A 25,961-nucleotide genomic window follows, 5' to 3' on the forward strand; every position below is an offset into this window, starting at 1 on the left:
TAAATAAGAAATTTTAGATGGTTTTTTAATTTAAAATTTCTTAAAAACTTTTAACTTTCTACTTGATTTTTTCTAAATATTTGCTTGGAACTATAGTCTCTTTAACTGGTGGAGTAAATTCTCTCGTTTTTATTTCCTCGGGGGGGGCGAAGCTTCAAGTCATAATTTAGCTCTAAAAGAACTAAATAACAATTTAGAGGAAACTTCCTCTAATAATTTAAAAAGAATAAAACGCGAAGAACAAAGAGTAAGGGGAGAAGAAAAATCTAGTGACGACAATATAAAGAAGTTAAAGAAGGAGAATGAAAAAATTAACCAAAAAAGAAAAGAATCTGAACAAAGTGCGCAAGAATTACAAGTTCAACATAAGAAAACTTCTGAAACTATAAAAGAGAATAATAAGCAACTAGAAGAGAAGCAAAAAGAAATTCAACAAAAATTAAATGAAAAAATTAAAGAAATTTATGAAAAAGTAAAAAGTCAAGCTGAACAGGCAAAAAATAAATTTAAGAGTTTTTATGAATCAAAAGTTCAACAATTACAACAAGCTTTACAAAATTTAAAAAATTCCAATGAAAAACTAATTGAAGAGGTTAGAAGGAAACTAGATAATATGCAAAATGAAATTTTTGTAGGTCTTGATTTAGAGGAACAAAAGAAAGAAAAATAAAAAAGGGGAAAGAGGGTTAGCCCCTCTTTCTTCTTTTTCCTAATTTACTTAAGAAGAAGCTGTTGAATTTGAAACTTGATCGTTTTTAGGTGTACATGATACTTCTAATTTGTCACTTTCTCCATTAACTAATTCAACTCCGCAAACATATTTCTTTCCTCCTTTTTCTACTGTTCACGAATCTGCCGTAAATTCACTTCCTTCGCCAAACATCATTTCAAATTTTTCTAGAGCAGAATCTACCTTATCTTTAATAACTTTGACTCATTCTCCGTCTATATTTTCTCCCTTTTCCATAACCCATTGGCCACAAACTTCAACTTCTTCTGTTGAAGTTTCACTACCTTTTTGAATATATTTCTTACATACTTTTTTGCCTGATTGATTATTTAAATATTCTGCAACTACTGTTCCTGATGTCCCTTCATCTCCCAAAGCTTGAGAACTATCTGCTGAACTTCCTTCAGTTTGTTCAACTTGTTGTCCTTCTAACTCTAAACCTTGTCCATATTTAACTAATGTCTTTATTCCGTAACCTGCTGAACCAACAGAAGCGATAATCCCTAAAGCTGAGAGAGAGACTTTTAGACTCCCTATAAGCATTTTTAACTACCTAGATTATTTTAGTTGAGTTTTAAGGTGAACTTCCCAAAACCTAAAAGTTCAGAACTTCTCTCGACTCTAAAAAATTTAAGGATTCAAAAAAATAAATGTGAAAAAATTATAACTTTTTCACATCCAAATGTTTTATATTACATGGAAATAAATAATTTTACCACTAAAGCTCTAAAAATACCTAATTAATTATTCATTTTCTTTTTAGTTTTTATTCAAGCCCAACATTTTCATTTGATCCATATCTTGAAGTAACCTAATAGTCACTTTCAAAACCAATATTTTCAAGAAATTCTCTTTTTCTCTCTCCAAATCTGATTCTTCAGAAAGACAAGAATTTCTCGAAGAAATAAATACAAAGCAAGCTCTTTTAGTTGGTCTGTTTTTTATTTGAATCTCTCTTTGAGTTAAGTAATCATACCTAACTTTCATTAACTTTTGAACTTTTTCTCCTAACAGAAAATCAGATACTTTTAAGTTCTGTTCTGGTCATCCTATTTCATTTAAAGTACTTAAAACCTCTTTGCACTGCGAAGAGTTTTTAAGAAAAGGAGAACTGCCCTCACTAACTTCTTCTAATTGTTTTGAAAGTTTCTCCTTGCCTTCTAATGAATCACAAAAACCTTTATAGAATTCTTGAACTGATTTTCTTTCCTGTCAAGTCAATAGATCAATATTTCTTCCATAAGAAATATTTCAAGTGGGATTCTGTTCTTTTAACCGTTTGGCTGCAATCATCCTCTTTATTGAATTTCCTACTTTATAAAGAGTGCTTTTGTAATTATCGTTATATTCTTTAACTTCTTCAGAAATTTTCTCTTTCTTTTCTACTGTTTGCTCGCCAATTTCTATAGTTTTTACTTCTTTTTTAATTTCTTGCGAAATATTTTGAATATTTTTTTCTTCCTTTTGTTCTATAACTTCAAAAGAAGAAAAAGGATTTCCTTGAAAGTTATCTAGTGAAAAATCTAATTCTTTATTCTCTAGTTCTATCTCTAAATTTGTTTGATGTTGAAAATCTGCTTGAGTTAGATTTAGTCTAGAAGTCTCTAAATTTAAATCTTTTCTATCTCCATCAATTTTTAATTGTTTAGGAGGAGGAAATTCTTTTCTTTTTCCAAAAAAATTTAATGAGTAATTGGGTGATTTCCAATCATTAATTAAAAAGGGGGCTGATATCCCCCCCCAGCAATTAACACTAAAGCATAAACTTCCTTACGACTGAGAAGGCTCAAGCCTTAAGAAGAGAAAGATTTAAAAAATCTTTTTAACTAAAAGAAAGTAGATTATCTATTATTATTTGACAAAACTCCCGATAATTCGGGAGAATTTGACCTAATTGCTTAATTTTTGGGAGTCCCAGAATTTGTTTTTTGCATTCTATCCATATCTTGTAATAACTTAATCATCACTTTTAAAACCAACGCTTTTAAAAGATTTTTCTTATCTCTCACCAAAACTTCTTCATCAGTTAAACATTTTTTAGCTGAAGGAATAAATAAAGCGCAAACTCTATTGATTGAACCTTCTTTTAATAATTCTTCTTTCATCTTTAATTGATCTGACATACTCTTAAATATTGTTTCAACTTTTGGTCCTAACAAAAGATTTGAGAAGGTCATATCATCTTCTGGTCATCCCATGCCAGTTAAAGCTTCAAGAATCTTTTTACAACTAGAAGATTCTTCTAAATAACTTCTAGTTCCTTGACCTTCAACTACTTGTAGTTTTCCTGTTAAATCTTCTTTCTTTGAAATTGAATCACAATAAGACTTATAGAATTCTTGAACTGACTTTCTTTCTTCTTTATTGAAATTCTCAATAACAGAAGAAAGAGAAGTCTTAGGAACATTTCTGCTTTGTGATTTAGATTTATTTGAACTTCAGACTGCGTGCATTTTTCTAGCTGATCTCTTAACTTTTTCTAAACTTGTTTGGAAATTAGTCTTATAAGACTCTAAATCTTTATCAGTTTTTTCTTTTTGATGAACGATTTCTACTTGAATTTCTTCAGTTTGACCTTTTTTGCTAATTTCTTTTTGAATATTTTCTATGTAATCTTTTCCGGAGATTTCTCCTAATCCTGAAAAATCATTAGAGGAGAAAACATTATTTAATAAAGATTCTTGGGAATTTATTGAAATTCCTAAAGAATCTTCTTGAACATTTATTTCTAGAGAACTTGAATTATGACTAGTTTGATTAGGAATTTTTATGGAACTGACTTCAGTTCCATCTATTAAAGAATTATTTATATGTAAATTACTTAAAGTATTTCCGTAATTTAAGCTACTTATAAGGGAATTTTTATTCCCTGATAATGAATTTCCAAAAGATAAATTATTTAAATCTAAATTTCCAGTCATAAAGGGAATAGTTGCTCCCGCAGGAATCAACAAAGCCAAAAGATATAAAACTTTTTTACCTCCGATTAACAAGTTTTTGGGAAGTTAAAAAGAAAAAGCTAAAAAACTAGCTTTTTGCTTTTTTAAAGTAACTAGTTTTTTATTTTTAAGGGTCTTAAGTTAAAAAAAAAATTTCTAAAAATCTCTAATAATTTTATTGTTTTTTGAGAGCTTTTAAATCTTTGAAATTTCCGAGAGAAATCTCGGAAAATTTCTTTAAAACCTTACTTTTTTATTTGTTGTTTTTTGTAGATTCTACGCAAGTAACCAATAGACTTTCTTGTTCATTTTCGAAATTTTTATTAGTACATGTTTTTTCGTCAACTTGTCAGCTATCTCCAATTTTTTCTTTTTGAGAAGAATCTTTAAATGCTGAGCCAAAAACATTTTTAGCTACTTCTTCAAATTTATTTTTCTTAGTTCAAAACCAAATTGAAGGTTGTTCTCCAGAATTTCAAGTTGAACTTGCTTCTTTAACCAAAGATTGACATTCTTCCTCTGATAATTCTTGAGAATTAGAGTAATCAGAAGACTTTCCTTCTTCTTTTTTATTTCATCGATAACAAGTGTTTTTTCCAGAATTATCTTTGGATTTGGAGATTTTTTCTCCAATTGTGTCAGTATCTCTCTTCTTTCAATCAATTTTTTCTGTCTTCGTCGCTTTAGATGAACTCTCATTAACTGCAAATCAAGCCGATGTTCCAGCTACAGCAGTAGAAATTCCTCCTAAAGTTCCTAAAAGTAATTGCTTAATCATTATTTATCTAAAGTTCTAGTTAAAAATTAAATTATAGTTTTTAGAAGATTTCTTCTGGAGGAAAAGGGGAGAAAACTATTTTTAGCTGGAGAAATTATTATTAGGTTTTTCTAAATTAGCTCCACAAGCTATAGCAACACTTTCTTGTTCTCCCTTAAATTCTTTTGCAAAACACTTTAGAGGTTTAGGCCCCTCAAAATATCCACTTTTCAATAAATCATCATTCAACTTTGAAAGTTCAGCAGTTATTTTTACCGAATTCAATTTATTTTTTCTCACTCACATTCAACTTGTTGATCTATTATCAAAATTTTTCTTTATAGAGTCCTCGAATTCCTTAATTAACTTACTGCATTCATTATTTTCATTTCCTATATTTTTAAGATCAACTCATCCTTCTTCTTCAATTCATCTTTTACATTCTTTTCCAATCACTTGTTCTGCAACTACCTCTTTACCTCTTGGAGTTCAAGAAGAATTTTTATTTAATAAATAATTTAAGGAGCTAGCACTTCCGCCAGCAATAGCTATTCCGGAAGCTCCAATTAGTACTACTTTTTTAAGAAACATTATTTCTATTTAAAAATTAATTACTGGGAATTCCCAGTAATTAATTTTTAAGTTTTTGTTTTATTCTGAGTCTTGGTCTCCGTAAGTTCCTTCAAAGCAATCAAATCTAACTGTTTTTTGACCTTCTGATGAATCAGAAACATAACAAGCTATTCCTTTTGGTAGTGAATCTCCTGAATTTGTCGTTGAAGTGGTAATTTGAGTTTCTTCTGAATTTCCTAATTTAATTCCTCAAATTCCTGAGGCTAGATTTTCAGATTCATTCAATAAAGGAGTTTGTTCAGAAGAATCTTCTTGATTTTTTCTAATTGAGTTTCTGTCGAAAGTAATAGAAAATTGTCCTTTAAGTTTTTCTGAAGTTATTGCTTCTTCATTACCTTTAGAACAATTTTCTTGTTCTTGAATTATTTCTTGACTTTCTTGAGGAGTATTTTTGAAACAAAATTGTCCCTTAGGGACAACAAAGTCCTTTAGGGAACTTTCTTTATATCCTTTGCCTAGTAGTTGGTGAATGCCCCCCCCGCAGTGAAAATGATTGGAGTAGAAATTCCTCCAGCAACTGCTGAAAAAGCAGCAACAAGAATAGATAATCCTTTAATTCCTAAAGCCATTTCTTAAATAATTTTAGACATTGTTGAAAAAAGAAAAGAAAAATAAATTAGATAGTTTTGAGAATAAAAGGTAAACCAGCCTGTAAAACCTCTTCCATAAAAAAATAAAAAGTTATCCACCCGCACGTTCTCGTACGGGTACCTTGTTACGACTTAACTCCAATCAAAATTACCAATCTAGACGTAATTAAATACGGTTTTAATTAGTACTTTCTTTCGTAGTTTGACGGGCGGTGTGTACAAGACCTGGGAACGTATTCACCCTGATATAGCTGACACAGGATTACTAGTGATTCCATCTTCAAATAGGCGAATTGCAGCCTTTTATCCGGACTGAGATAGACTTTAGGTGATTAACTCACTATCGCTAGATTGTAACACATTGTATCTACCATTGTAGCACGTTTGCAGCCCAAGGCATAAGGGGCATGATGACTTGACTTGGCCCCATCCTTCCTAGATCTTACGATTCAGTCATATTAGAACTAAACAACTAATATGAAGGGTTGCGCTCGTTACGGGACTTAACCAAACATCTCAAGACACGAGCTGACGACAGCCATGCACCACCTGTCATTCTGATAGCCTCCACTATATTTCTATAGCTTTGCAGAAGATTGCAAGCCTTGGTAAGGTTTTGCGTGTATGATCGAATTAAGCAACATGCTCCACCACTTGTTCAGGTCCCCGTCAATTTCTTTGAGTTTCATATTTGCATATATACTACCCAGGCGGGGTATTTAACGCGTTAGCTACATCACTCAACTTAAATTCAAATGACTAATACCCATCGTTTACGGCGTGGACTACTGGGGTATCTAATCCCATTTGCTACCCACGCTTTCAAGCCTCAGCGTCAATTATGTCCCAGGCACTCGCCTTAGCCTCTGGTGTTCCTCAATATATCTACGTATTCCACCACTACACATTGAATTCCAGTGCCCTCTAACTAATTCTAGAAGTGTAATCTCCACCGCGAACACTTGTTAAGCAAGTACTTTTAACAATGGATACACACTTCAGCCTACGCTTCCTTTACGCCCAATAAATCCGGATAATGCTCGTGACCTATGTTTTACCGCAGCTGCTGGCACATAGTTAGCTGTCACTTATTCAATTAGTACAATCAGGGCGCGACCATTTCCTGTCGCGCTTTTTTTCCTAAATAAAAGAACTTTACAATCAGAAGACCTTCATCGTTCACGTGGTATTGCTCCATCAGACTTTCGTCCATTGTGAAAAATTCCTCACTGCTGCTTCCCGTAGGAATATGGGCCATATCTCAATCCCATTGCGGCTGTTCAACCTCTCAGTCCAGCTACCCATCATCGACTTGGTGAGCCTTTACCTCTCCAACTATCTAATAGGACATACTCCTATTTACCCGCAAGGCCACCTTGCGGCAGCCTCCTTTAATTTAAGCTAGTTCCTCTAGCCTAAACCTATGGATTATTAATAGCTCTTTCGAGCTGCTATTTTCCTCAGATAAGTAAGTTAAGTATGCGTTACTCGCCCGTTTGCCACTAAAAAGACCCGAGGGCCTTTTTCGTTCGACTTGCATGTGTTATGCATACCACCAGCATTAATCCTGAGCCAGAATCAAACTCTCATCAAATTGTCCGGTTTACCTCCTAAACTATTCTCAAATAACTATCTTTAAACCCAAATTTAGACATTAGGTCTCTTTGATTTTAATAAGCAGCACTTTTTTAAGAAAAATCCGAAAAACTGATTTAACTTTTCAGAAACTTTCAATCAATTAATTTGTTAAGTCCCTCAAGAAGAGGGACTTAACTGAATTTTCTAGTTTTTATCTAGAGGGATTGGAATTTATTTTTTCCCTACAAACTATTTTTGTTTTTTCTTTTTGATTAATTTCATTTCCTGAAGGAACAATTTTCTTGCAAGTTAATTCTTTATTTTCTTTATTAATTGTTCAAATTTGTTCATTATTGCTTTCTACTCCCCTTTCATTACCAAATAATCCGTAACTTTTTAATATAGTTTCGACTTTCTTATTGTCAATTTCCAACCAATAAATTGGTTTTCCTTCACTATCACTTGAAGTTTCTTCAGTACCCAAACTAAAACAAGTGTCTGGATAAGTTATATCTTTCTTTCAGTCATAATAACCTCAAGATTCAAATCACTCCTCACAAAGTTCATTTCTTATTCCATCTTTTTTGTATACAAACTTAGCTATTGAAACTGCATCTTTATTTTTCAAGGCAGTAAAAACTCCATAACTAGTTCCGGAGAGAGCTAATCCTCCTCCGGAAATTAGAGCTATATGTATTGCCTTAAACATATTTATTTAATTATTTCCAGAAAATTTGACAAATTACGTAAATTTTAAAAATTTATAAAATACCAGAATTTAGTATTATTTTTTAAAAAAATTTTTTAAAAGCTACTTTTAGTAGCTTTCTTGAAACTAAAAAATTATTTCAATATTAGGAAATTGTTTAGACTTTGCAAGTTATTTCTATTTGATTATCAACTTCTCTAGCTGTACATCAACCAGATTGTGAAGAAAATCATCCATATCTATATCCTTCTTTATTTCCGGAATAATTAAATCCATAATCAGCCATTCCTCAATTTTCAGCCTCTCTAGAGATGTCCTGCTCAGAAGCTCTTAAAACTCTCAAAATTCTTCCATCCTCTCCCGAAACTGATTTAGCTCAACCTTCACATTCTTTTCTAGAAACTTCTATATCTTCATATTGTTCTTGTGTTGCTACTTGACAAATTCTTAATTCTTTATAAATTGTTCTTCCATCTGTTCTATTATTGTTATCTACTTCTTTCTTGTCTACTGCGACATATTGAGAAACTAATTTCACATTTGAAGATCCTGAATTAGTTCTATCAAACTCTTTTCACCCCTCTTCCCCTGAATCTTCAGTCTCTTTTAGAGAATTTGGAATATCAATTTCTTCCTTTTCTTGATTTCGATTATCCTCTCCAATTGATTCAGGCTTTTCTGGAATTTGAAGATCTTTTTCATTATCAAGTTTTTCTCTCTTAACTACTTCGCCTTCTTCGGCTAAAGGAATTTTCGGGCGTTTATCATCACTATGTTCAGAGCCATTATTAATGGAATCTTGTATGTCCTGACCTTCTCTAATTAATTCTTGACTTTTTATATCTTTATTTAGTAAAGTTCCAGCTAAAGAACCTCCTCCGATAGCTCCAGTACCCACTGTACCAGCAATAGTCATTAAAAGTCTTTTTGGTACTGGCATTTAAGTTTTTATTGTTGTCAGATGATTATATATTTAACCTTTGATTATATTCTCTAAATCTGTAATTTTTTAATTCAACTTCTACTACATTTTTCCAAAAAATTAAAAAAACTGAAAAGTTTTTAGAACTATCAGAAAAATAATTGTTAACTAGCTTTCAAGATTCACTTCAACTTGATTCATTACTTTTGGCTCACACTTAATTAAGAATTTTTCAAAACTATATAATTCCTCTTTTTTGCAAACCATTTCTTTAGTCTCTCATGTATCTTGTATTTCCTGTTTTTCCTCTATTAACCCTTCCTCTTCTAAAGATTTTTGTAATGATTCTTTTTCGACCTTCAATCATATTCTTTCGCCGATTGTTCTATCTTTATCTTCAAATTCTTTAGTTCATTCTCTACAACTTTCGTTAGTTACCTTTTCTTTTTGTTCTTTATTTTTTCACCTTATATAACAATTCTTCTCTTGACCTCCGGACTCAACATATTCTCACAATATTTCTGCTTCTTCCTTCTTTAAGTTTTCTCAAGCAACTAAATTTTTAACTCCGATTCCGACTCCAGTTAATCCTCCGATAGTTCCGCCAGAAGCAACTATGCCTCATAAGACTTTATTGCTAATCATTTATTCAGTAAAAGACTTCATTTCTACTTTTTTCTTAATGTTTGATTTTCAAAATTTTGCACAATAGCACTACACACTTTTTTCTCAAAAATTTGATTAAGGGTAAATTATATTTTTGCCACTTAAAGGTGGTGGTTTTAGAAGCTTTTATTATATAACTAAGTTTTTTAGTAAAAAGACCAACTTGGTCTTTTTTCTTAATCTACTAGTTTAAGAAATAATGTTCTGAGTTAATGGAGCATTATTCTCTTCCTTCCTTACACAGAGCACTTCTATAAGATTTTTCTCCGAAATATTTTCTTTTTTACATTCAAGAGAAATATTTCCTAATTTTTCTGTGTTAACTTTTACTGTTCAATGATTTTCAGCTTTATCTTTTGAAATTTCTCAATATCCACTCAAAATTTCTTCAATCTTTTCAGATTTTGCCCTTATTTTTAAATAATCTTTATTTTCTTCTTCCTCACTTCTTTCTCAGAAACTCTCACATTCAACTTTCTTTTCTTCTATATTTGGATCTTGATTTTGCTTTTCACTTTTAATAATTATTTGCTGATAACAAGATGTTGATCCTTTCGACTTTCCCAAATTTTTAATAATGTATTCAGACAATAAATTTGGATTTTTTTCAAATGAAGAAGAATTTACTTCTTGAGGAGAATCTCCATGATTTTCTCGTTTTCCTTCTGAATTAAAAGGTCAAGTTTTCATTCCATAACCGACACCAGCAGCTCCACCAAGGACACTCACAGACAAAACTCCTATTAATATTTTTGACCCTATCATCAACAAATTATTAAGTTTTTAATAAAAAATATTTTTAAGCTTCCGAAGAAGCTTAAAAAACTTCTATTGAAGTTGATTCATTATTCTTAACATTCTTCTTCCAATAAGAACTTCCATTGAAGATTCAGCTCTTTTTATTTTTCTTTCAATTTCAGCCAATTTAGGATAGCAAATTGAATTGACTGATAATCAAAAGAAAGCTACTCCGCAAGTTCTTTTACTATCCATATATTCTTTCTTTTCTTGTCTAGCTCCCTTAACTCTTGAGATTCAGTTATTTCAATCTTCTTGATTATCTAATAATTGTTTGAAAGGATTTTCTCCAGATTCAAATGACTTTTCACTATATTGATTGAACAAAGGAGCTCAGTCTAATCCTTCAGCAGTTCACTTAATCTTTTCGAGAGATTCTTTAGTTTTCTTTAATTCTTCAATAGTAGAAATAATTGGAGCACTTCTTCTACTTCTGCCATTTTCAGAAGTTATTCCTAAAGAACTTCCAAATTCTTTAGTCAAAATTTCTTGTTTCTCCCTAACTTCTAAATATTTTTCAAAATAACTTTTTAAAGACTCTCGCCCCTCTTTCTTTAAGAAATAAGTTAATTCAGAATTAACTGTTACTTCTCCTTTTTCGGAAGATTTCAAATAATTCTCTCCATTTTCCTTTAAATTCTTAAAAGCTTCTTGAAAATTTTCGGGAGAAGATGTTTTCTCCTTAGTTTCAGTAGAGATAATTTCTCTCTTGGAATTAATTTCATTCACTTTTCTTTCTCTTTTTATTGCAGAAAAAATTTCTGCAATTGGAGAAATTGGCTTTTCCTCCTTAACGTTTAATGTTGTTTCCGATAATTCTTCGCTCTTAACTTCCTCTACTGTTATAGAGGAAGTTCCTGCTTTTAATTGATTTAAATTTTGAGTTTCTAGTTTTTTGACAGAATTATTTTCGAAATTTAGATCCTGATCTCCTTTAACTACAAAATCATTTTTATTGAATGCCCCCCCCCAGGTAAGTTTCTGATGAAGATTGCTTAGAAAATCAAGAAGAAGGAGAGGAAGAAATTATTAAGGGAGTAGACCCTCCTCCCAAAGAAAAAATTGTTAGTAATGCTAAATTGGCTTTCAAAATGACCTAAAACTTGACAAATTATTTTTATTATAAATTTGACTCTTTAAGTCTCTAAAAGTCAGCAATTAGCTGACTTTTATATTTCTTTCTCTTAAATTATTTGTTTATTTTTTTAAGATTGTTTCATTTTTCTAAATAAGTTTCTTCCAATAAGTACTTCCATTTCGGCTTCAGCCTTCTTCACATCATTTGTATATTTGTCAAGTTCAGGATAGCAGAAAGAATTTCCTCCAAAAGCTAAAAATATTACTCCACAAGTTCTATGGTTATCCATATATTTTTGTTTTTCATCTCTTACCTTCTTAACTTTTGTGACTCAACTACTTCAATCCTTTTCATCTTTTACTAAAAATCTGAAAGGATTATCATTATCTCCAAAATTTTTATTTCCATATTTATCGAAAAGAGGGGCTCAGTCTAATCCTTGATTTGTTCAGCCTATACTATTCAAAGATTCAACTACTCTCTTCATTTCTTCTTGACTAGAAGAAGTTTGAACACTTCTTCTATTTCTTACTCCAATAGAACTATCAAAATCTTTAGTTAATTCATCTCTTTGTTTTCTTAAATTTATTTGCTCTTCAAAGAAAGTCTTAAGAGCCTTTCTACCCTCTTCCCTTAAGTAATAAGTAACTTCTGGATTAACTGTCTTCACCTCTCGAGAGATTGAGTCTGAAATATCTTGTTCATTAATTTTTAGAGTCTCAAAAACTTCTCTAAATTCTGCCGAAGAAGTTAACTTTTTCTTAGAAGCTACAGTAATAGCTTCTCTTCTTGAGGCAAATTCTTGTACTTTCTGTTCTTGACTCATTGCGGAAAAAATTTCTTGAATGGAAAAACTTTGACTCTTTTTTTCAGGAATTACCTCTTCTTTGGGCAATTCGGTTTTTTCGGCTACCTCTATTTTCATTGAAGAAGAATTGGATAATTGACCCAATCCTTTTGTTTCTAATTTTTCAACTGTAGAGCCACCAAAATTTAAACTTTTGTCACTTTTTGCCTCAAAATTGGTTTTTTGCATGCTTGACGCATGCATTGAATTTTGGTTAGAAAATAGTGAAGATTGAGATGACGAAAGAATTAATGGGGTTGTGCCCCCCCCCGCGAGGGAAATAGTAGTTAAAACAGCTAAGCTAGTCTTCAATTTTTCTTAAAAACTTGACAAATTATTTCTATTATATATTTATTCTTTTAGAGAAATAAAAAGCCAGCCAATTGCTGGCTTTCTATCTATAACTAATTAACTCTAATTAAGTTTTGTAATAATTGCAAGTTACTTCTACTCGATTATTTGAACTTAATAATTTTTCTGTACATCTAGCTAAAAATGTACTTCAACTTCTAGTATTTTCAAATTCATCAGAAATATCTTGTGACATTAATTGTCACTCTCTAAGTTGTTTGTGAACTTCATTTTTATCTCCCCTTAATCATTCAATTTTTGTATCTACATTTCCTAATTCAAAATTCTTGGTTCATTCTCCGCAACCCTTCTTTAGTTGATCTTTTTCTTTAATTCATCTATCACATATTTTGGAACTTTCTCCTTTCTCTACAGCTATATATTCTCATAGAGTTTCAGCATTTTCAGAAATATCATCTTCTAATTCTCCATAATCCATATCTTCTTCAGAAAGTTGCAATAAATCTTGTTCAGGATCATTAATTTCTTGGAAATCTTTCAATTTTGGTTCTAACTCCTCTACTCCCTTTTCTGACAAGATTATTTCCGTTTCCGTCAGTTCTTGTGACTTTTCTGAATGATCGCCAGAATCGCTTTCCGGAGAAACTCTTTCATCTGCACTTAATACTTTATGTTCTTCAGTAGAAGAACTATTGTAAGCTAAAATACCTCCGCCGGTGGCAACAGCTGTTCCTGTCAGTAATGTTCCAACGAGAGCATATGCTCTCGTAATTGCCATCTAACTCTTTTTTACTTTTTTATTTTTCTTAGATTCTGCAATAGCTTTGTCTAGTGATTCCAAAGTTTGTTGCAGAAGATTTCTTAATCCTTGATCGCTAATCTCATCAATACTTTCTTTATTACTATTATCTTTTTCAGTTTTTTCTTGACTATCTTCTCATTCCAATAGTTCTTCTAGAATCTCTTCGAAAGTAAGATGATCCTTCTTTTTCTTTTTCAATTTACCTAAGTATAACTTTTATATCCCTTTAGTTTTTTGATGGATATTTAAAGAGAAATTTTTAAACTCAATAGCCAAAATTATACATTTTGCTTATTCGACTTTGTTCTATTACTTCTAGAACAACTTCTTTTGAGTTGATAGAATCACAAAAATCAACTCCTTTCATCTTCAGGAGTTGGATTAACCAACTTAACTGTTCTAATTCTCTGGTCAGAAGAATTTCTTCTGAAGAGACTCCTCAATCAAGAAATTTTCTCTAGTCTTCTTATTTCTTACTCTTTATTGCGGGCCAAAATGCCAACCAAACCTAAAAACTTAAATCTACTTTTGCTCTTCCTTACCAGCTAATTAACTCTATTTTATTATTGTTTTTAAAACTTTGAAATAGCAAAAAATTTTTGAACTTACTTACTCTACTAAAAGATAATTAAGTTTAAAACTTTTTAAACTATTAAATTTACTTTTTAGTTTTTTCTTGAAAGTTAATGAAAACTTTAACTTTTCTGAATTTATTTAGTTAGTTTTTCAATTTTTTCTTCAATTTCTTGTTGAAATTTTTCTAACTTTCCTTCTTTTTCTAATTCATTGAAATATTCTTCATCTCTTCTAGTTCAAGATCATTTCTCATCTTTTTTGGATTTAGTTATTTCAGTTATTAAAGAAAGATCGCAATCTTTCTTAATTTCGATTGTTTTAGTTGTTTTTTCCTCAAAAAGGAATAAACAATCTAATTTATCTTTATTGTCTTTATTACTTGTTCACCCTTCTTTAGGTAAAACATATCCATAAATTAATCTATAGTCCTCTAAATTTTGTTTCTCTGAATATTCCGTTAAATTTATGCCCCCCCCGCAAGAGCAAAAATATAGGAACCGGAAAATACAGCTCCCAAACTAACAATAATCGCCTTTAAGAAAGTAAGCATCTAAATTTTCTTAAATTCTTATAAAAAACTATTAAGTCGAACTAAGTCGACTTAAAAATTTTTTAACTATCTTTTCTATTCAGCTTCTTGAATTTGTTGCTGTTCAAGTTTTTCTTTTATCTTTAACATCAACTCACTAATTTCTTTTTGCTTTTCCTCATTGTCCTTAATTTGTTCTAAGTAATTTTGATCTCATCTTTCTCATAGCCCCTTTTCTTTGTCTTTTCTAGAGCTCGCAACCTCTTCTACTCATTGAGGAGAACAATCAACTACTGTTTTAATTTCTTTGGTACTTCTATTTTCCAATAGAAATCCACAAGTTAATTTATCTTTTGAATCATTATTGTTGTTTGTTGATTCATCAGTAACAACATAACCTCACAATAGTCTGTGATTCCATTTTTCTACTCAATTATTTATTTTTTGGGCGCCCCCCCCAATTGCAAAAATAGAAGCACCTGAAGCTAAGGTACCTGATCCTAACAGAATAGCTTTTAAAAGTGTAAACATCTTAAATTCTTATTTATTCTAAACAAGGAGATAAATTTTTTAAATTATTTCCTTGTTTAGGGAAGAAAAACACTTACTTTTTTTACATTTATAAGTCGACCAAATGGTCGACTTAATAACTTTCTAAATTATTTCTTTATTGCTTTTTGAAGAAATCTGGACACAAGAAGCTATTTTTAGAAATTTGGGTACATTGAACTGGCTCTTTACCTTCTTTCTTTATTTGAACCTCCTTATTCATAAATTCTTCTGAATCTTCAACAACTTCAGATCATTCTTTTCAAGGAGACTTCTCTTCAACCTTTTTTATTTCAACTACTACTTCAGTAATATCTTTAGATCTTTTTTTACTTAATTCCATTCCACTTCCCGCAATCATTCCAAATGAACTAACAGCAATCACAACTATTGGAAAAAGTTTTCCTATTCCTAAAGCCATAGAAAAATTAAATTATATTAATTTCCTAAAAACTTAGGATCTTAAAAATCTGTCATATTATATTCTCCGTTGTAATTTTGTGAATAAGGAAAAATAGGTTTTGGTGCAGGCTTTCAGCCAACAAAAGAAGAATCTTCACAAACAAAATCCATTTTTGAAATTTGCTTGCAAGTTACGGAAGAACTTCCTACTTTTTGAACTTGAACTTCTTTTTCCTTAAATCGTTCTACTCTATCGACAACTTTTTCTCAACTTTCATATTTTGGAGTAATTTCCTTAGTTACTACTTCTAAACTAATTTCTGCCGCTTTCGCGGCAACACTAGAAGAAGATTTAACTAATTCAACGCCCCCCCCCGCGATTAAACCTACAGAACTACCAACAACCAAAACAACTGGAAATAATTTTGCAAATCCTAAAGTGGCCATCTTTTAAAAAACAACTTATATATTAACTTAACTAACTTTTAAGAGATGATGAAAGTTGATTCATTTGTCTCAAAAGACTCTTACCTACTATTACTTCCATTCCGGCCAAAGCTTTTTTAATTTTCCCTTCATAACTAGATAATTCTGTGTAACATCAGTTGTTAGATCCGAAAACTATAAGCCCTACACATCAAATTTTCCCCCTTAAATATTTTTCTTTTTCTTCTATAGCTGATTTAACTTCAGATAACCAATTATTTCATTCTTGTTCGTTCTCTAAGAAAGGACTAAATGGATTATTGGAATCATTTCACTTTTTTTCTTTATGTGCCTTATAAAGAGGATCTCAATCTAAACCTCTTTGTTTTCAATTAATTTTTTGAAGAGCTTCATTGAATTTTTGAATATTCACGACAGGAATATTTGTGGGAGAAGTTGTTGAGGAAACTTCATTATCGGAAAGACTTCTCCTTCTTCTGCTAGGAGTTTTATTTATTCCTGCGCTTTCTGTTTCCAATTTTTTTCTTAATTCTTGTTGTCTAGTTTGTATTTCTGAATATTTTTCTAAATAATCTTGAATCGCATTTCTTCCCTCTGGTTTCAAGAAATAAGTTGATGCTGCCGCGGAAGATTCTGAATCAGTCCCCTTTAATGTTTTAAAAGCTTCTTTCATACCTTGAGAGGAGGAAGACAAATTTTTTAAAGTTTCTGAAGGAACTTTCTGTCTTTCTTCTTCAATTTTTTGAATATTTGTTTCTCTAGAAGATTCTTTAAAAATTCCTTGGATAGCTGAAACTGGAGATTCTTGCTGTTCAGTATCTAGGGAGAAAACTTCAACTTCAAGATTTGTTTTTTGTTCTTCTATTTGATTTGTGACCTCCAAAGAAGTTGAGGTAGTAGAAGAAGTAGCTGATAAGCTACTTACTTCTTTAGCTTCTAAGCTACCTAAATTAGTATTTTCAAGTTTTAGATCTTTATTTGTTTGAGAATTGAAGTTATATTGATTTGTTCCTCCACTAGAAAAAGAATTTTTCAGATCTAATAGTGAAGTTCAACTAAAAGAAGAGTTATTGGAAGATACTAAGGTGTACGAACTGCCCCCCCCAAGTGAGAGGGCAGCTAATATGGGGGCACAAACTTTTAAACTTTTCAAGCGTTTTTAGTTTTTTCTCTAAAGAGTTTAAAAATCGATTATTTGTCTATTAAAAACTTAATAAATTATTAGTTTTGTGTTATAATTACGAACTTTTTTATTTTTGATGATCGCTTTGTCCTTTATTTTGCTCTTCCCGAATAACGGGAGGAGATTGCTCGAAAAAAGAACTAACTAAAGCGCCCCCCCCGCTACACTTGCAAGAGCAATTAGCAATTTATGAATTCCTTCCAGACTACCTTATTAAAGATCCTTTTCTCAAGGTAATGTTGTCGCAAGAGAATTTATTTTCTGAAACTTTTTCACAAGTTGTCTTTTGGATATCTCCGTTATAGTAACTAAAGATGATTTCTTGCTTATTGTCTTTTGTTTTTTCTACTTTTAAAGCTTCTTCTGTTGAATGTGTATCACTTCCTTGTGAACTGCCTTGAGAATCTGTACCACTATGTGATTGAGCGGAATGAGAAGTATTTCCATTTCTAGAAACTAATGAACTAGAGGTAGATGAAACGGGCTTTTCACTCAAGTGATAGCCCCCCCAGCAGCTATTCCGATTGAACTAACAACCACCAAGGAAACAGGAAATACCTTACCAATACTCAATAAAGCCATACCAAAAGAATTTTATATTTGGCTTATACTCTTTTTTCTCTAGTTCTTAAATTACTTAGACTTTTTATACATTTTTGCTTTGATTGAAATTAATTACTTTTCTGTAACTCCCCTCTCTTTAGCTCAGAAAGTCAACTTAATTTGACTTTCTTAATTATTTATTTCTTAAAGTAAAAGCTCTTTTTTTCCTTAGCTTTTAACTAAAAACTAAATTTATTTGTTTTTTGTCTTTTTGAATCAAGATTTTCAGATTCTAGAAATTTCTTTCTTAATGGGATTATCTTTGTCTAAACGTCAAGGTCTTCAGAAAAACTTAACACTTGTTCCTCATTCATAATTAACTGTTGAATTTTCTTCCGCTTCTTCTGAAATTTGTTCTTCTTTTTCTGAAATTATTTGTTGATTACTATTTTCATAATTTTCTAAAACTTCAATATCTGTCAGATCTTTTTCTAAAGACAAAGAATCAGCATTACTCATTATTTCTGAACATTATTTAATTATGATGTTTTTTGACATTTCTATAAAAGTTCTTAAAAACTAAAAATATTGTTATGCTGCCGCTGCGGGAGCTCCCGCTCCACTACAAGAGCTTTGTTGACCATTTTCTGTTGCTGGAGGCTTACCAACCAATAAATAAGTTGTGCCTATAAATGTTCCTCCTATTAAGAGATAAAACAAAACCTTAAGCTTCAAGATATTTTATAAGTAACTTTTTTAGTTACTTAAGGAAAAATAAAAAACATTAAGTTTTTCTTTTTATTTCAGAATTCTTATATTTTCTTTCTTCTTTAATAACTTTTAAAACTTTTGATAATTAAGTTTTACTTTGGTTAATTTTTGTAATTTTATTTCCTCCTTCTAAGGACTTCCTATTTCCATTTCAGAATCTTCTTCATTTGATTCTTGTTTAGTTTTCTTCGCCTCTTAATCTGTTTTTAATTTAGTCAGAAAAGTCAAAATGACTAATTGACTTTTTTGGAATAATCTATTTCAAATTTCAAAGTCATAACATATTTTCCTGAAGCTCCATTTTTATGTTCCTTAGGGAGATTTACTTTAACAAGAATATCTCCTTGGTTACTGGAATTTTGTGTATTAGACACATAACCTCCAGTAACTATGGAAATACTAGATCCTGCTAATAACAATCCCATAAGTATTTTTGACAAAAGAGTCAAGCTAAATTAACTAAAAGTATGAAAGTTCCAAATTTTCACTACATAAATAACCAAAAAACTATTTATCAATTTCCTTTCTTTCATATAGCTGTTGGCAGCTATAGCTGAATATTTTTTTAAAAAATTCTTACAAAAACTACAAATGGATTAATTGATAGGTTTTTTAGAAATAACTATTTCAAACGCCAAAATCATTACCTATTTCTCCCAATAAAGATTTATTTGCGTTGAGAGAATGATTTTCATTTTTTTCTTTTAAAGGTTTTGTATGTTGTTGATTATTAGATAAGTAACTAACAGAAACCGCAGAACTTCCGGCACCGACTGTCAAGATTCCAAACAAAATCTTTGTTAAGAATTTCAACTTAATTTTTCTAAATATCTAGTGAAGTAATTATTTTGTAAAGTTCTTCATTTAATTGCTTATTTCTCTCCTCTTCGGGAGAATTTTTTATATTAACTGTTCGTGAATTATATTTATTTAAGTTATCTCTCAATAAATATCCTCCTAAGATTACTGTTCCGGAAAGAAAGCTGTTACTCCGAGAAAAATCATCTTTGATAAGAAAGTCATTTAAAAATTATTTTCTTTCTCCTGCTTTTAGGGTTAAAAGAATGCTTTTAACCCGAAAAATCAAGTTAACTAATGTCTAATTTTTCAAATAATTTTTTTCATATTAGATAACTCCAGCTCAAGTTTCTGGACTGAAATATAATTCCTCCTTCATCATTTGTTCTTCATTTTTTTGACTTGGTTTTCCTTGACATTTAGTTTCTTTCTTTAATAATTCTTGAACAGAAACTTTACTTTCTGTTTCCCCCAAAAATGAATAACCGATTCAGGCTACAGAACCTCCAGCCCCAAGAGTTAACAATCCAATCATTATCTTTGCTGGGAAAGTAATTTTACTTTTTAACTATTGGGGTAACCAGTATTTTAGTTAAAGCAGTAAAAACTGCTTTTTACTAAATACCTAGAGAGTAAAGAGTATCATAAAAACTTTGATCCATTTCTTTAACTTCCGGAATTTGTGTCTTTTTCTGCTCTTGATTAGAAAAAATATTGTCTTTAGCTACATATCCTCCAATAGCTACTAAAGCTCCACTAGAGCCCATAACCAACATTCCTGTCAATATTTTTGACAGGAATGTCATTTATTTTTTAAAGATCTATTCCAGTAAGTTGTTCGTAAAATCCCTGATAAACTTCTTTTCCATAAAAATCTTTTGACTTTTCTTCATGTCTTGAAAAATAATTGACTTTTAAGTAAGTTCCAGCTGCAACTGCACTAGAACTAATAGTAAGAATTCCGATAAGAACTTTAGTCAATAAAGTCACAGCTAAAGACCTATAGACATCAAAGTCTCATAGAATCCATCATGATTATTTGCGGAATCAGAAGAACCATTATTGTTTTGGTTCTTTGGATTTTCTTGAGTTTTAGAGATTCTAAAAGGATTTATTCCCGTTAAATAACTTCCTGCAATTACAGCTGAACTAGAACTAATTCCTAAAACTCCAATAATGAATTTCGATAAGAAAGTCATTTAAAAGTCCATTGAAGTGACGATTCTATAAAAATCGTCATATTTTTTATATTCTTCATCATTAACTTTTTTCTCTTCAGAAACTCTATTTTTAGGAAAAATTCCAGTAGCAACTACTGCAGCTCCAGAAGCTCCCACTAACATCGCACAAACAAGACCTTTAATTCAAAAACTCAATATCTACCTAATTAATGTATTGATTCTTTATTTTCGGAATAATTCTTTTTTTAAGTGATTATTTAACTAAATAGATTCCCGAAAATACTTTTTTAGGCACCTTCAATTCAATTAGCAATAAGTTGTGGCTCTAGTAAAAGTATTTCCATTCCATCAATCAATCTTTGTTGAACATCACTTTTGTGATTGTTTCTGGCTGTTTGTTGGGGTGGTACTAGAAATTTGATTTCCCTTATTTTTCTCTCCCAAATAATTACTAAAAACATAACCTCCAGTTACGGCACTTCCAGAACCAATCATTATTCCTAAAGTCAAAAGTCCCTTCATTAAAGAAGTCAATTTATTTAATTACCTTATTTTTCTAAAGGAAAACATTTAGTTGTTGATTTTTTAGTGAAATATTTTCCTTTAAGTCTTACAGTCTTCGTATAACATCATTCTTTAGCTTCTTGACTTGAAGTCCCCTGCTGGGAACTGTGATTATTGGAGTCAGTGGAGCTTGAGCCACCATTTTCTGTTCTCTGACTTAATCCTGAAGAATTATTTAAGTAATAATTTCCAACTACAGCCCCTCCAGAAAGTCCAATTACCAAAAAACTAATAATTCCTTTAGCTAATAAATTCATTGTCTATTTAGTTAATGTCTTGAATTAATAATTTTGGAATAAATTTTCTTCATTTCCCATAAAGAATCTAAAGATTCTTTATTGTAGTGGACATTTCCTTATGATTGTTTAGATGTTACTGGAGAACCGGAAATTGAAGAAAGAGATTCTCTACTAATGTCAGTTGATGAGATATTTCCAGAACCACTATTTCCGCCACTTGAATTTTCTTGTTGTTCTTTCCCTTTACTAGACTTCTCTGCGGCATGTTCATTACTGTTTCTGTTTCTGTCGGAATCCCCTTTACTTGCATCTTGAATGACCGTTTCAGCTTCAACACCAGAATTGGAATTTTCTCCTATTCTTTTATTGCCAAGTCCTAATTGCTCTTTGAAAAAATAACTTCCAGTTACTACTCCACCAGATCCAACTAATAATCCTAAAGTAAGAAGTCCTTTGAGAAAGATAGTCAAATTAACCTAACTTCTAAAAACAATACTTAGTTATTTTTTCATAGTGATACTTTCCTTTTCACTTAACTTTTGTTCAGCATCTCCCTTCTCTTTCTTCCTTAGTCATAAGAGCATCAGAATTCTCAAAATTAGATCTTTCTTGTTCTTGATTCCTATTTTTAGTATTTGTTCCTCCCTTAACTAAATAATTACTTCCGACTACTGCGCCGCCAGAACCAATTATTGCCATTGCAAAAATAAGTCCTTTAACTCAGGCAGCCATAACTAGCTAATTGATTTGAAAAACTTTCCCTGCAGGACCTCCTCCCTTTTACTAGAGATCTAAAAATATGATCAAATATCGAAATTTAGATTCTGCAGTCAATCTCTATTTTCTTCATTTGTTTGAGTTATTGTCTTTGATTGTTCATTTTCTGATGTTTGTCTATTTCCGGACTCTTGAACCTTTAAATTTTCATCAGAAGAATCTACTCTAGTAGTTTTTGAAGAAGTATTTAGAGAGCTATCAGAATGTTCTTGATTTTCTTCTAAATCATTTTTAACTTGTTGTGAAGAGACGGAAGAAACAACTGAACTCTCTTCACCTATTTTTTGATCTTGACTTACGGAATTACCTTCCCCCAATTCTTGGCCACTTTCAGGAACATTTCTAGAATGTTCCTGATCTGATGTGCTATTTACTTCTTTATTACTTAATTCCTTTAAATAACCTCCACTAACTACTGCCCCTCCAGTACTAACAACTACTAAACCAGTTAATAGAGCTTTAACTCAAATAGTCATTTATTTAAAGGCTAGAAAGATGTTCAAGTATCGTAATCTCTTTCTGGAGAACTATCTGTTGTAGCGGAAAAACCAGATCTCTCGGCATTTGAATTAGGTGTTGTTTCTCGCGAAGGACTAGCCTCAGAATTATTTCCTGACTCCGAACTTCTTACAGCTGTATCTTGAGTATTATCTCCTTGGCCCAAAGAAGCTTCTGTAACATTCGATGAACTTGCATCTCTATTAGTTCCGAATGATGATCCTTCCTCAGGACTTTTAGTAGTTGCGGAAGTTCCCGTTTCACCATTATTTTCGGGTTGTTGAATGTTGGGAGCTTGATCTTTTTTATTTAAGTTACTTAAATAATTTCCTCCCAATACAACTCCGCCAGAAGCTCCTAACACTAAAAATCCAAGAATACCTTTAACTAGAATTGTCATCTAAATTTCTTGACAATTCATGAGAACTAGAACTAAAAAGAAACCAAATCTTTTAGTGAAACTATTTGTTTTTCAATTTCTGAAATTCTTTCCTCACTTGAACTTTTTCCCATAATACTTTTCTTTGAACTTTCTTTAGAAGCTGTCTTTACCTCTCTTCCATTAAATATTGAGTCACGGAACAAATAAGTAGTTGTTCCGCCAACTCCAAGAGTTGTTACTCCCAACAATACTGTCTTAATTAAAAGAGTCATTCTAAATGACTAAAGAGAGAATCAAAAATCTTCATATGTGTTATTTCCCATCTCTACTCTTCCTTTAGATTCTTTTTCAATAGAAGTGGAAATATTTCCTTCTTGAAGGGATTGGGCTTGAACTTCAACTTTTGAGGAATCAGAACCATTTTCTGAAGTCTCTTCACTTTCTTGGGTGTGTTTTTCAGAATTTGTCTGCCCCCTGCCTTCTTGATTATCCCCTTGTAACTCCTGATTTCCCTTTTCGGAATGAGAAGCAGAGATTGAACCTCCTTCTACATCACTATCGGAATTATTAACTAATTCTTTGCTTTGATTCGGAGAATTAATCATTAAATATCCTCCAGCAATACCTGCAGAACTTATTACAGTAAGGCCAAAAAGTAAGGGCTTAATTCAGAAGGCCATAACTACTTAATGTTGTCTAAAGGTGAAATCAAAAGTCTTCTTGACTAGTTTGATCGGAATTTACTTGTCCGGAGGAAATTCCTCTTGAATCTAAGGAATCACTTCTAGTTGAATCGTTCCCATCTCTACTTGTTATTTGAGAATCACGATTTTCATGCGAATTATTTTCCAAATCTCTATTTTGTTGTTCATCCCCGCTACCTGCATCTTGAGAGCCTCTATCTCCCCCTGAACTAGAGATTGATTCCCCTAAATTTTTAGAACTTACACCATTTCTAATACTTTGTAAATATCCACTACCAATCAAAGCCCCACCAGCACTAACTGCTGCAAATCCAAGAAGTAAAGACTTAACTAAAACTGTCAAATTATTTAACTAAAGAGAAAATAAGAAATCAAATTCTCCCGATGGATATGGATCCTTGTCTTCATTTCCTCCTTGGGAACTTGTAGTATTCCCTAATTGTCGAACATTGGTATTGCGAGATCTGGAAGATTGTGATTCCGAATCAGTTCCTTGATTGTGAACTTCAGAATTTGAACTTAAAGAACTAGATTGTAATGAAGAAGAAATTGGTGAAGATCCTTCGCTCCCTTTTTGCTCTTGAGTTCCTGTCCCTGAACTATTTTGATTTGAGTGATTATCAGCTGTCTGTCCCGCCTCACTACTTTCTACTCCTAAAGATGTAGGTGTCTCGGGAATATTAACTGAAGGATTAATTACCAAATAACTTCCCGCAACCCCACCAGCACTAAAAAGTGTTAACGCACTAACTAAACCTTTAACTCAGAAAGTCATTCTTAAACTCCCTTAATTGAAGAAACTAAGGATTTTTAGATCCTTGTTTCCCGAAACATGTTATTAAATCACTTCTTTAATGAACTTTTTATTTTCAAATGATTTCTATTTTCTCTTTTCCCTGCAATTCTGTAACTCTACAAAAATCTCTTAATTTCCCAATTCCTCCTTCCTTAGATCTGTTGTACCAATCTACTCCATCAAAAGCTCCATAATTCGAAAATCAATCACTTAACATTTCCTCTACCTTTTCAGTTTTTCCCTTAACTCATAATTCAAGTCTTCCGCTTCTTTCAGAACTTATAGCTTTTTGAGCTCATTCGGTATTACACATACCTTTTATTTCTCTATTACCTTCAAGTCTCTCGCAATTCCTAGAAATATTTCCATTACTTTTAGAAGAGTCAGTTGAAATGTATTCTCATAATATTTCTCCTTCATTTGGAGAAATAATTTCTTCTCCGAACTCTAAATAATCTTCATTATGTTGTTGATTAGTTGGATCTAATGATTGTTGAGGTCTCTCTTCCTCTGGAGAAATAACTTTCTCTTGTTTTTCTTGCGGATTCTGTAAAGAAACTTCAGGAGAATCTTGTCGAATAATTAATTCTGCTTCTTGTCTCGGAAGCTCTTGTTGATTTTCTTGAATATTGTCATCTATTTTTTGTCCAGAATCTCCGGTATTTACCGGAGTATTCTTTTCTTTTAAGTTTTCATTATTTTTTCAAAGACCTAACGAATGCCCCCCCCCCCAGCAATTCCTCCACTAACTGAAGCTACTGAAAAGAAAGATAAAAGTAATCCTTTTAACTTGGTCACCTAATTAAACTTTTTTAAGTTTTTCGAAAGTTTCTCTTTATTATACATTCTTTTTTAAAAAAATGAATGACCACTCTTTAAAGCTTTTAACTAAAGACCTCAACTGTTTTCTTCACAAGCCACAAATCTCTTCCCAACTCTAGAGGGAGAGAAGTCATCTTCTTCTCCACCTAATTTTTTAATTGCACTAATTATTGATTCTTTGAATACGTATCCTCCAGTTGCTGCTGTTCCAGCTCCAACTAATAAAGATCCATAAAGAAGTCCTTTTAATCAAAAAGCCATACCTTTATTTACTTAAAGTCCTCAACTTTCATATGGATTAGGTTGATATCTAGTTTTTGCTCTCGCAGAAGAAAACTCAGGCTCTTCTTCCAAAGATTTCTTTAAAAATTTTTTTAAAGAAATCTTTAAATATATATCCTCCTGTAACAATTCCTCCCGAACCAATTAAAGCTGTACCAAATAGAATGCCTTTCAATAAGAAAGTCATTATATTTTTCTATAAACCTCAATTATTTTCTGGATTTATATTGTCTATTTTCTCTTGAACTCCCTTAGATTTTCGAAATATTTTTGACAAGTTATCTCTAAAAATATAACCTCCAGCCATTACTCCTCCAGATCCTACTAAAAGTATTCCAGAAAGAATACCTTTAAGTAAGAAAGACAATTTTCTTAGTTAGTCCCTGAAAGGGACTTAACAAAAACTTTTGCATTATTTAATAAATTACTAAATTTTTCGGCAAAAGCCGAAAAACTTTTATTCTTTAAATTTGTTCTATTTTGATAATTTGTATGTTGAATTCCCCCCCCGCTAACAAAAAATTCAACTGACATAAAAAACATATGAACTAGTTTAA

47 protein-coding genes and 1 rRNA gene are annotated in these 25,961 nt (G+C 31.3%); 1 reads left to right on the plus strand and 47 read right to left on the minus strand.

Translation table 4 applies throughout. The features are described from left to right. Nucleotides 1-718 precede the first annotated feature (718 nt). From MSU_RS02790 to MSU_RS04645, 17 genes are all read right to left on the minus strand, one after another. The gene (locus tag MSU_RS02790; protein ID WP_013609953.1) at nt 719-1,273 is read right to left on the minus strand and encodes a hypothetical protein; all 555 of its coding nucleotides are present in this window, start codon (nt 1,271-1,273) and stop codon (nt 719-721) included. A gap of 216 nt (nt 1,274-1,489) precedes the next feature. Next, entirely contained in the window at nt 1,490-2,023 is a 534-nt protein-coding gene (locus tag MSU_RS04795; protein WP_237696887.1) for a hypothetical protein, read from the minus strand. Nucleotides 2,024-2,628: 605 nt separating this feature from the next. Further along, entirely contained in the window at nt 2,629-3,723 is a 1,095-nt protein-coding gene (locus tag MSU_RS02800; RefSeq protein WP_013609955.1) for a hypothetical protein, read from the minus strand. Nucleotides 3,724-3,922: 199 nt separating this feature from the next. Further along, nucleotides 3,923-4,447, minus strand: coding sequence for a hypothetical protein (locus MSU_RS02805; RefSeq protein ID WP_013609956.1), 525 nt, complete (start codon nt 4,445-4,447; stop codon nt 3,923-3,925). Nucleotides 4,448-4,528: 81 nt separating this feature from the next. Next, the gene (locus MSU_RS02810; protein WP_013609218.1) at nt 4,529-5,017 is read right to left on the minus strand and encodes a hypothetical protein; all 489 of its coding nucleotides are present in this window, start codon (nt 5,015-5,017) and stop codon (nt 4,529-4,531) included. A gap of 60 nt (nt 5,018-5,077) precedes the next feature. Next, the gene (locus MSU_RS02815; protein WP_043885166.1) at nt 5,078-5,284 is read right to left on the minus strand and encodes a hypothetical protein; all 207 of its coding nucleotides are present in this window, start codon (nt 5,282-5,284) and stop codon (nt 5,078-5,080) included. 448 nt (nt 5,285-5,732) lie between these two features. After that, a 16S ribosomal RNA gene (locus MSU_RS02825) occupies nt 5,733-7,243 on the minus strand. Between the two features lie 195 nt (nt 7,244-7,438). Further along, on the minus strand, nt 7,439-7,936 hold the full coding sequence (locus tag MSU_RS02830) for a hypothetical protein (RefSeq protein WP_013609958.1): 498 nt from the start codon (nt 7,934-7,936) through the stop codon (nt 7,439-7,441). Between the two features lie 157 nt (nt 7,937-8,093). Beyond that, complete coding sequence (locus MSU_RS02835) at nt 8,094-8,876, minus strand: hypothetical protein (RefSeq protein ID WP_013609959.1); 783 nt, start codon at nt 8,874-8,876, stop codon at nt 8,094-8,096. A gap of 150 nt (nt 8,877-9,026) precedes the next feature. Then, on the minus strand, nt 9,027-9,503 hold the full coding sequence (locus tag MSU_RS02840) for a hypothetical protein (RefSeq protein WP_013609960.1): 477 nt from the start codon (nt 9,501-9,503) through the stop codon (nt 9,027-9,029). A gap of 210 nt (nt 9,504-9,713) precedes the next feature. Beyond that, complete coding sequence (locus MSU_RS02845) at nt 9,714-10,289, minus strand: hypothetical protein (RefSeq protein ID WP_013609961.1); 576 nt, start codon at nt 10,287-10,289, stop codon at nt 9,714-9,716. Between the two features lie 63 nt (nt 10,290-10,352). Further along, nucleotides 10,353-11,051 (minus strand): hypothetical protein, encoded by a 699-nt coding sequence (locus tag MSU_RS02850; protein WP_013609962.1) that lies wholly within the window; start codon nt 11,049-11,051, stop codon nt 10,353-10,355. Between the two features lie 223 nt (nt 11,052-11,274). Next, complete coding sequence (locus MSU_RS04800; protein ID WP_237696888.1) at nt 11,275-11,412, minus strand: hypothetical protein; 138 nt, start codon at nt 11,410-11,412, stop codon at nt 11,275-11,277. A 115-nt stretch (nt 11,413-11,527) separates the two neighbouring features. Next, nucleotides 11,528-12,559 (minus strand): hypothetical protein, encoded by a 1,032-nt coding sequence (locus MSU_RS02855; RefSeq protein ID WP_013609964.1) that lies wholly within the window; start codon nt 12,557-12,559, stop codon nt 11,528-11,530. Between the two features lie 106 nt (nt 12,560-12,665). Continuing rightward, nucleotides 12,666-13,337 carry a hypothetical protein gene (locus MSU_RS02860; RefSeq protein WP_013609965.1) on the minus strand — a complete coding sequence of 224 codons (672 nt, stop codon included), beginning with the start codon at nt 13,335-13,337 and terminating at the stop codon, nt 12,666-12,668. Next, nucleotides 13,338-13,559 (minus strand): hypothetical protein, encoded by a 222-nt coding sequence (locus MSU_RS02865; RefSeq protein WP_013609229.1) that lies wholly within the window; start codon nt 13,557-13,559, stop codon nt 13,338-13,340. Nucleotides 13,560-13,639: 80 nt separating this feature from the next. After that, nucleotides 13,640-13,804 carry a hypothetical protein gene (locus MSU_RS04645; protein ID WP_013609230.1) on the minus strand — a complete coding sequence of 55 codons (165 nt, stop codon included), beginning with the start codon at nt 13,802-13,804 and terminating at the stop codon, nt 13,640-13,642. A 343-nt stretch (nt 13,805-14,147) separates the two neighbouring features. Here MSU_RS04645 and MSU_RS02870 point away from each other — a divergent pair, with 343 nt between their 5' ends. Next, complete coding sequence (locus MSU_RS02870) at nt 14,148-14,351, plus strand: hypothetical protein (RefSeq protein WP_013609967.1); 204 nt, start codon at nt 14,148-14,150, stop codon at nt 14,349-14,351. A gap of 211 nt (nt 14,352-14,562) precedes the next feature. Here the strand turns inward: MSU_RS02870 and MSU_RS02875 are convergent, their stop codons facing one another. The 30 genes from MSU_RS02875 to MSU_RS04660 form a co-directional block, all read right to left on the minus strand. Next, the gene (locus tag MSU_RS02875; protein WP_013609968.1) at nt 14,563-14,997 is read right to left on the minus strand and encodes a hypothetical protein; all 435 of its coding nucleotides are present in this window, start codon (nt 14,995-14,997) and stop codon (nt 14,563-14,565) included. 136 nt (nt 14,998-15,133) lie between these two features. Next, nucleotides 15,134-15,436 carry a hypothetical protein gene (locus MSU_RS02880; protein ID WP_013609232.1) on the minus strand — a complete coding sequence of 101 codons (303 nt, stop codon included), beginning with the start codon at nt 15,434-15,436 and terminating at the stop codon, nt 15,134-15,136. 41 nt (nt 15,437-15,477) lie between these two features. Beyond that, nucleotides 15,478-15,864 carry a hypothetical protein gene (locus MSU_RS02885; RefSeq protein ID WP_013609233.1) on the minus strand — a complete coding sequence of 129 codons (387 nt, stop codon included), beginning with the start codon at nt 15,862-15,864 and terminating at the stop codon, nt 15,478-15,480. Nucleotides 15,865-15,895: 31 nt separating this feature from the next. Further along, nucleotides 15,896-17,017: a hypothetical protein gene (locus MSU_RS02890; protein ID WP_013609969.1), complete on the minus strand. Its 1,122-nt coding sequence runs from the start codon at nt 17,015-17,017 to the stop codon at nt 15,896-15,898. A gap of 235 nt (nt 17,018-17,252) precedes the next feature. Further along, the gene (locus MSU_RS02895; RefSeq protein ID WP_013609970.1) at nt 17,253-17,543 is read right to left on the minus strand and encodes a hypothetical protein; all 291 of its coding nucleotides are present in this window, start codon (nt 17,541-17,543) and stop codon (nt 17,253-17,255) included. A 299-nt stretch (nt 17,544-17,842) separates the two neighbouring features. Then, the gene (locus MSU_RS02900) at nt 17,843-18,109 is read right to left on the minus strand and encodes a hypothetical protein (RefSeq protein WP_013609971.1); all 267 of its coding nucleotides are present in this window, start codon (nt 18,107-18,109) and stop codon (nt 17,843-17,845) included. Nucleotides 18,110-18,181: 72 nt separating this feature from the next. Further along, on the minus strand, nt 18,182-18,310 hold the full coding sequence (locus tag MSU_RS04925; RefSeq protein ID WP_272941027.1) for a hypothetical protein: 129 nt from the start codon (nt 18,308-18,310) through the stop codon (nt 18,182-18,184). 284 nt (nt 18,311-18,594) lie between these two features. Further along, nucleotides 18,595-18,810 carry a hypothetical protein gene (locus MSU_RS02905; protein WP_013609238.1) on the minus strand — a complete coding sequence of 72 codons (216 nt, stop codon included), beginning with the start codon at nt 18,808-18,810 and terminating at the stop codon, nt 18,595-18,597. A 163-nt stretch (nt 18,811-18,973) separates the two neighbouring features. After that, on the minus strand, nt 18,974-19,174 hold the full coding sequence (locus MSU_RS02910) for a hypothetical protein (protein WP_013609973.1): 201 nt from the start codon (nt 19,172-19,174) through the stop codon (nt 18,974-18,976). A 10-nt stretch (nt 19,175-19,184) separates the two neighbouring features. After that, nucleotides 19,185-19,307 carry a hypothetical protein gene (locus tag MSU_RS04930; protein ID WP_013609974.1) on the minus strand — a complete coding sequence of 41 codons (123 nt, stop codon included), beginning with the start codon at nt 19,305-19,307 and terminating at the stop codon, nt 19,185-19,187. Between the two features lie 180 nt (nt 19,308-19,487). Beyond that, complete coding sequence (locus MSU_RS02915) at nt 19,488-19,694, minus strand: hypothetical protein (RefSeq protein WP_013609240.1); 207 nt, start codon at nt 19,692-19,694, stop codon at nt 19,488-19,490. Between the two features lie 82 nt (nt 19,695-19,776). Next, nucleotides 19,777-19,965: a hypothetical protein gene (locus MSU_RS04565; protein WP_013609241.1), complete on the minus strand. Its 189-nt coding sequence runs from the start codon at nt 19,963-19,965 to the stop codon at nt 19,777-19,779. Between the two features lie 7 nt (nt 19,966-19,972). Continuing rightward, the gene (locus MSU_RS04650; RefSeq protein WP_013609975.1) at nt 19,973-20,149 is read right to left on the minus strand and encodes a hypothetical protein; all 177 of its coding nucleotides are present in this window, start codon (nt 20,147-20,149) and stop codon (nt 19,973-19,975) included. 2 nt (nt 20,150-20,151) lie between these two features. Next, nucleotides 20,152-20,358, minus strand: coding sequence for a hypothetical protein (locus MSU_RS02920; RefSeq protein WP_013609242.1), 207 nt, complete (start codon nt 20,356-20,358; stop codon nt 20,152-20,154). Then, entirely contained in the window at nt 20,359-20,535 is a 177-nt protein-coding gene (locus tag MSU_RS04655) for a hypothetical protein (RefSeq protein ID WP_013609976.1), read from the minus strand. Between the two features lie 111 nt (nt 20,536-20,646). Beyond that, on the minus strand, nt 20,647-20,874 hold the full coding sequence (locus MSU_RS02925; protein ID WP_013609253.1) for a hypothetical protein: 228 nt from the start codon (nt 20,872-20,874) through the stop codon (nt 20,647-20,649). A gap of 14 nt (nt 20,875-20,888) precedes the next feature. Beyond that, the gene (locus tag MSU_RS02930) at nt 20,889-21,161 is read right to left on the minus strand and encodes a hypothetical protein (protein ID WP_013609254.1); all 273 of its coding nucleotides are present in this window, start codon (nt 21,159-21,161) and stop codon (nt 20,889-20,891) included. A gap of 98 nt (nt 21,162-21,259) precedes the next feature. Further along, nucleotides 21,260-21,613 (minus strand): hypothetical protein, encoded by a 354-nt coding sequence (locus tag MSU_RS02935; protein WP_013609977.1) that lies wholly within the window; start codon nt 21,611-21,613, stop codon nt 21,260-21,262. Nucleotides 21,614-21,626: 13 nt separating this feature from the next. Beyond that, nucleotides 21,627-21,875 carry a hypothetical protein gene (locus MSU_RS02940; RefSeq protein WP_013609256.1) on the minus strand — a complete coding sequence of 83 codons (249 nt, stop codon included), beginning with the start codon at nt 21,873-21,875 and terminating at the stop codon, nt 21,627-21,629. Between the two features lie 59 nt (nt 21,876-21,934). Continuing rightward, on the minus strand, nt 21,935-22,396 hold the full coding sequence (locus MSU_RS02945; protein ID WP_013609257.1) for a hypothetical protein: 462 nt from the start codon (nt 22,394-22,396) through the stop codon (nt 21,935-21,937). A gap of 11 nt (nt 22,397-22,407) precedes the next feature. After that, complete coding sequence (locus MSU_RS02950) at nt 22,408-22,818, minus strand: hypothetical protein (protein WP_013609258.1); 411 nt, start codon at nt 22,816-22,818, stop codon at nt 22,408-22,410. Between the two features lie 32 nt (nt 22,819-22,850). Beyond that, nucleotides 22,851-23,072, minus strand: coding sequence for a hypothetical protein (locus MSU_RS02955; protein ID WP_043885167.1), 222 nt, complete (start codon nt 23,070-23,072; stop codon nt 22,851-22,853). Between the two features lie 9 nt (nt 23,073-23,081). Then, complete coding sequence (locus MSU_RS02960) at nt 23,082-23,480, minus strand: hypothetical protein (protein ID WP_013609978.1); 399 nt, start codon at nt 23,478-23,480, stop codon at nt 23,082-23,084. A gap of 16 nt (nt 23,481-23,496) precedes the next feature. Beyond that, complete coding sequence (locus MSU_RS02965; RefSeq protein ID WP_013609979.1) at nt 23,497-23,847, minus strand: hypothetical protein; 351 nt, start codon at nt 23,845-23,847, stop codon at nt 23,497-23,499. A gap of 9 nt (nt 23,848-23,856) precedes the next feature. Beyond that, nucleotides 23,857-24,279: a hypothetical protein gene (locus MSU_RS02970; protein ID WP_013609980.1), complete on the minus strand. Its 423-nt coding sequence runs from the start codon at nt 24,277-24,279 to the stop codon at nt 23,857-23,859. A gap of 88 nt (nt 24,280-24,367) precedes the next feature. Then, entirely contained in the window at nt 24,368-24,613 is a 246-nt protein-coding gene (locus MSU_RS02975) for a hypothetical protein (RefSeq protein WP_013609981.1), read from the minus strand. A 575-nt stretch (nt 24,614-25,188) separates the two neighbouring features. Further along, on the minus strand, nt 25,189-25,383 hold the full coding sequence (locus tag MSU_RS02980) for a hypothetical protein (protein WP_013609982.1): 195 nt from the start codon (nt 25,381-25,383) through the stop codon (nt 25,189-25,191). A gap of 49 nt (nt 25,384-25,432) precedes the next feature. Next, nucleotides 25,433-25,591: a hypothetical protein gene (locus tag MSU_RS04695; protein WP_013609265.1), complete on the minus strand. Its 159-nt coding sequence runs from the start codon at nt 25,589-25,591 to the stop codon at nt 25,433-25,435. Between the two features lie 9 nt (nt 25,592-25,600). Then, entirely contained in the window at nt 25,601-25,771 is a 171-nt protein-coding gene (locus tag MSU_RS04700; RefSeq protein ID WP_013609266.1) for a hypothetical protein, read from the minus strand. 5 nt (nt 25,772-25,776) lie between these two features. Beyond that, the gene (locus MSU_RS04660; RefSeq protein WP_158304037.1) at nt 25,777-25,947 is read right to left on the minus strand and encodes a hypothetical protein; all 171 of its coding nucleotides are present in this window, start codon (nt 25,945-25,947) and stop codon (nt 25,777-25,779) included. Nucleotides 25,948-25,961: the final 14 nt, after the last annotated feature.

This window comes from Mycoplasma suis str. Illinois (assembly GCF_000179035.2).
GTDB classification, from domain to species: Bacteria; Bacillota_I; Bacilli_A; order Mycoplasmatales; family Mycoplasmoidaceae; genus Eperythrozoon_A; species Eperythrozoon_A suis.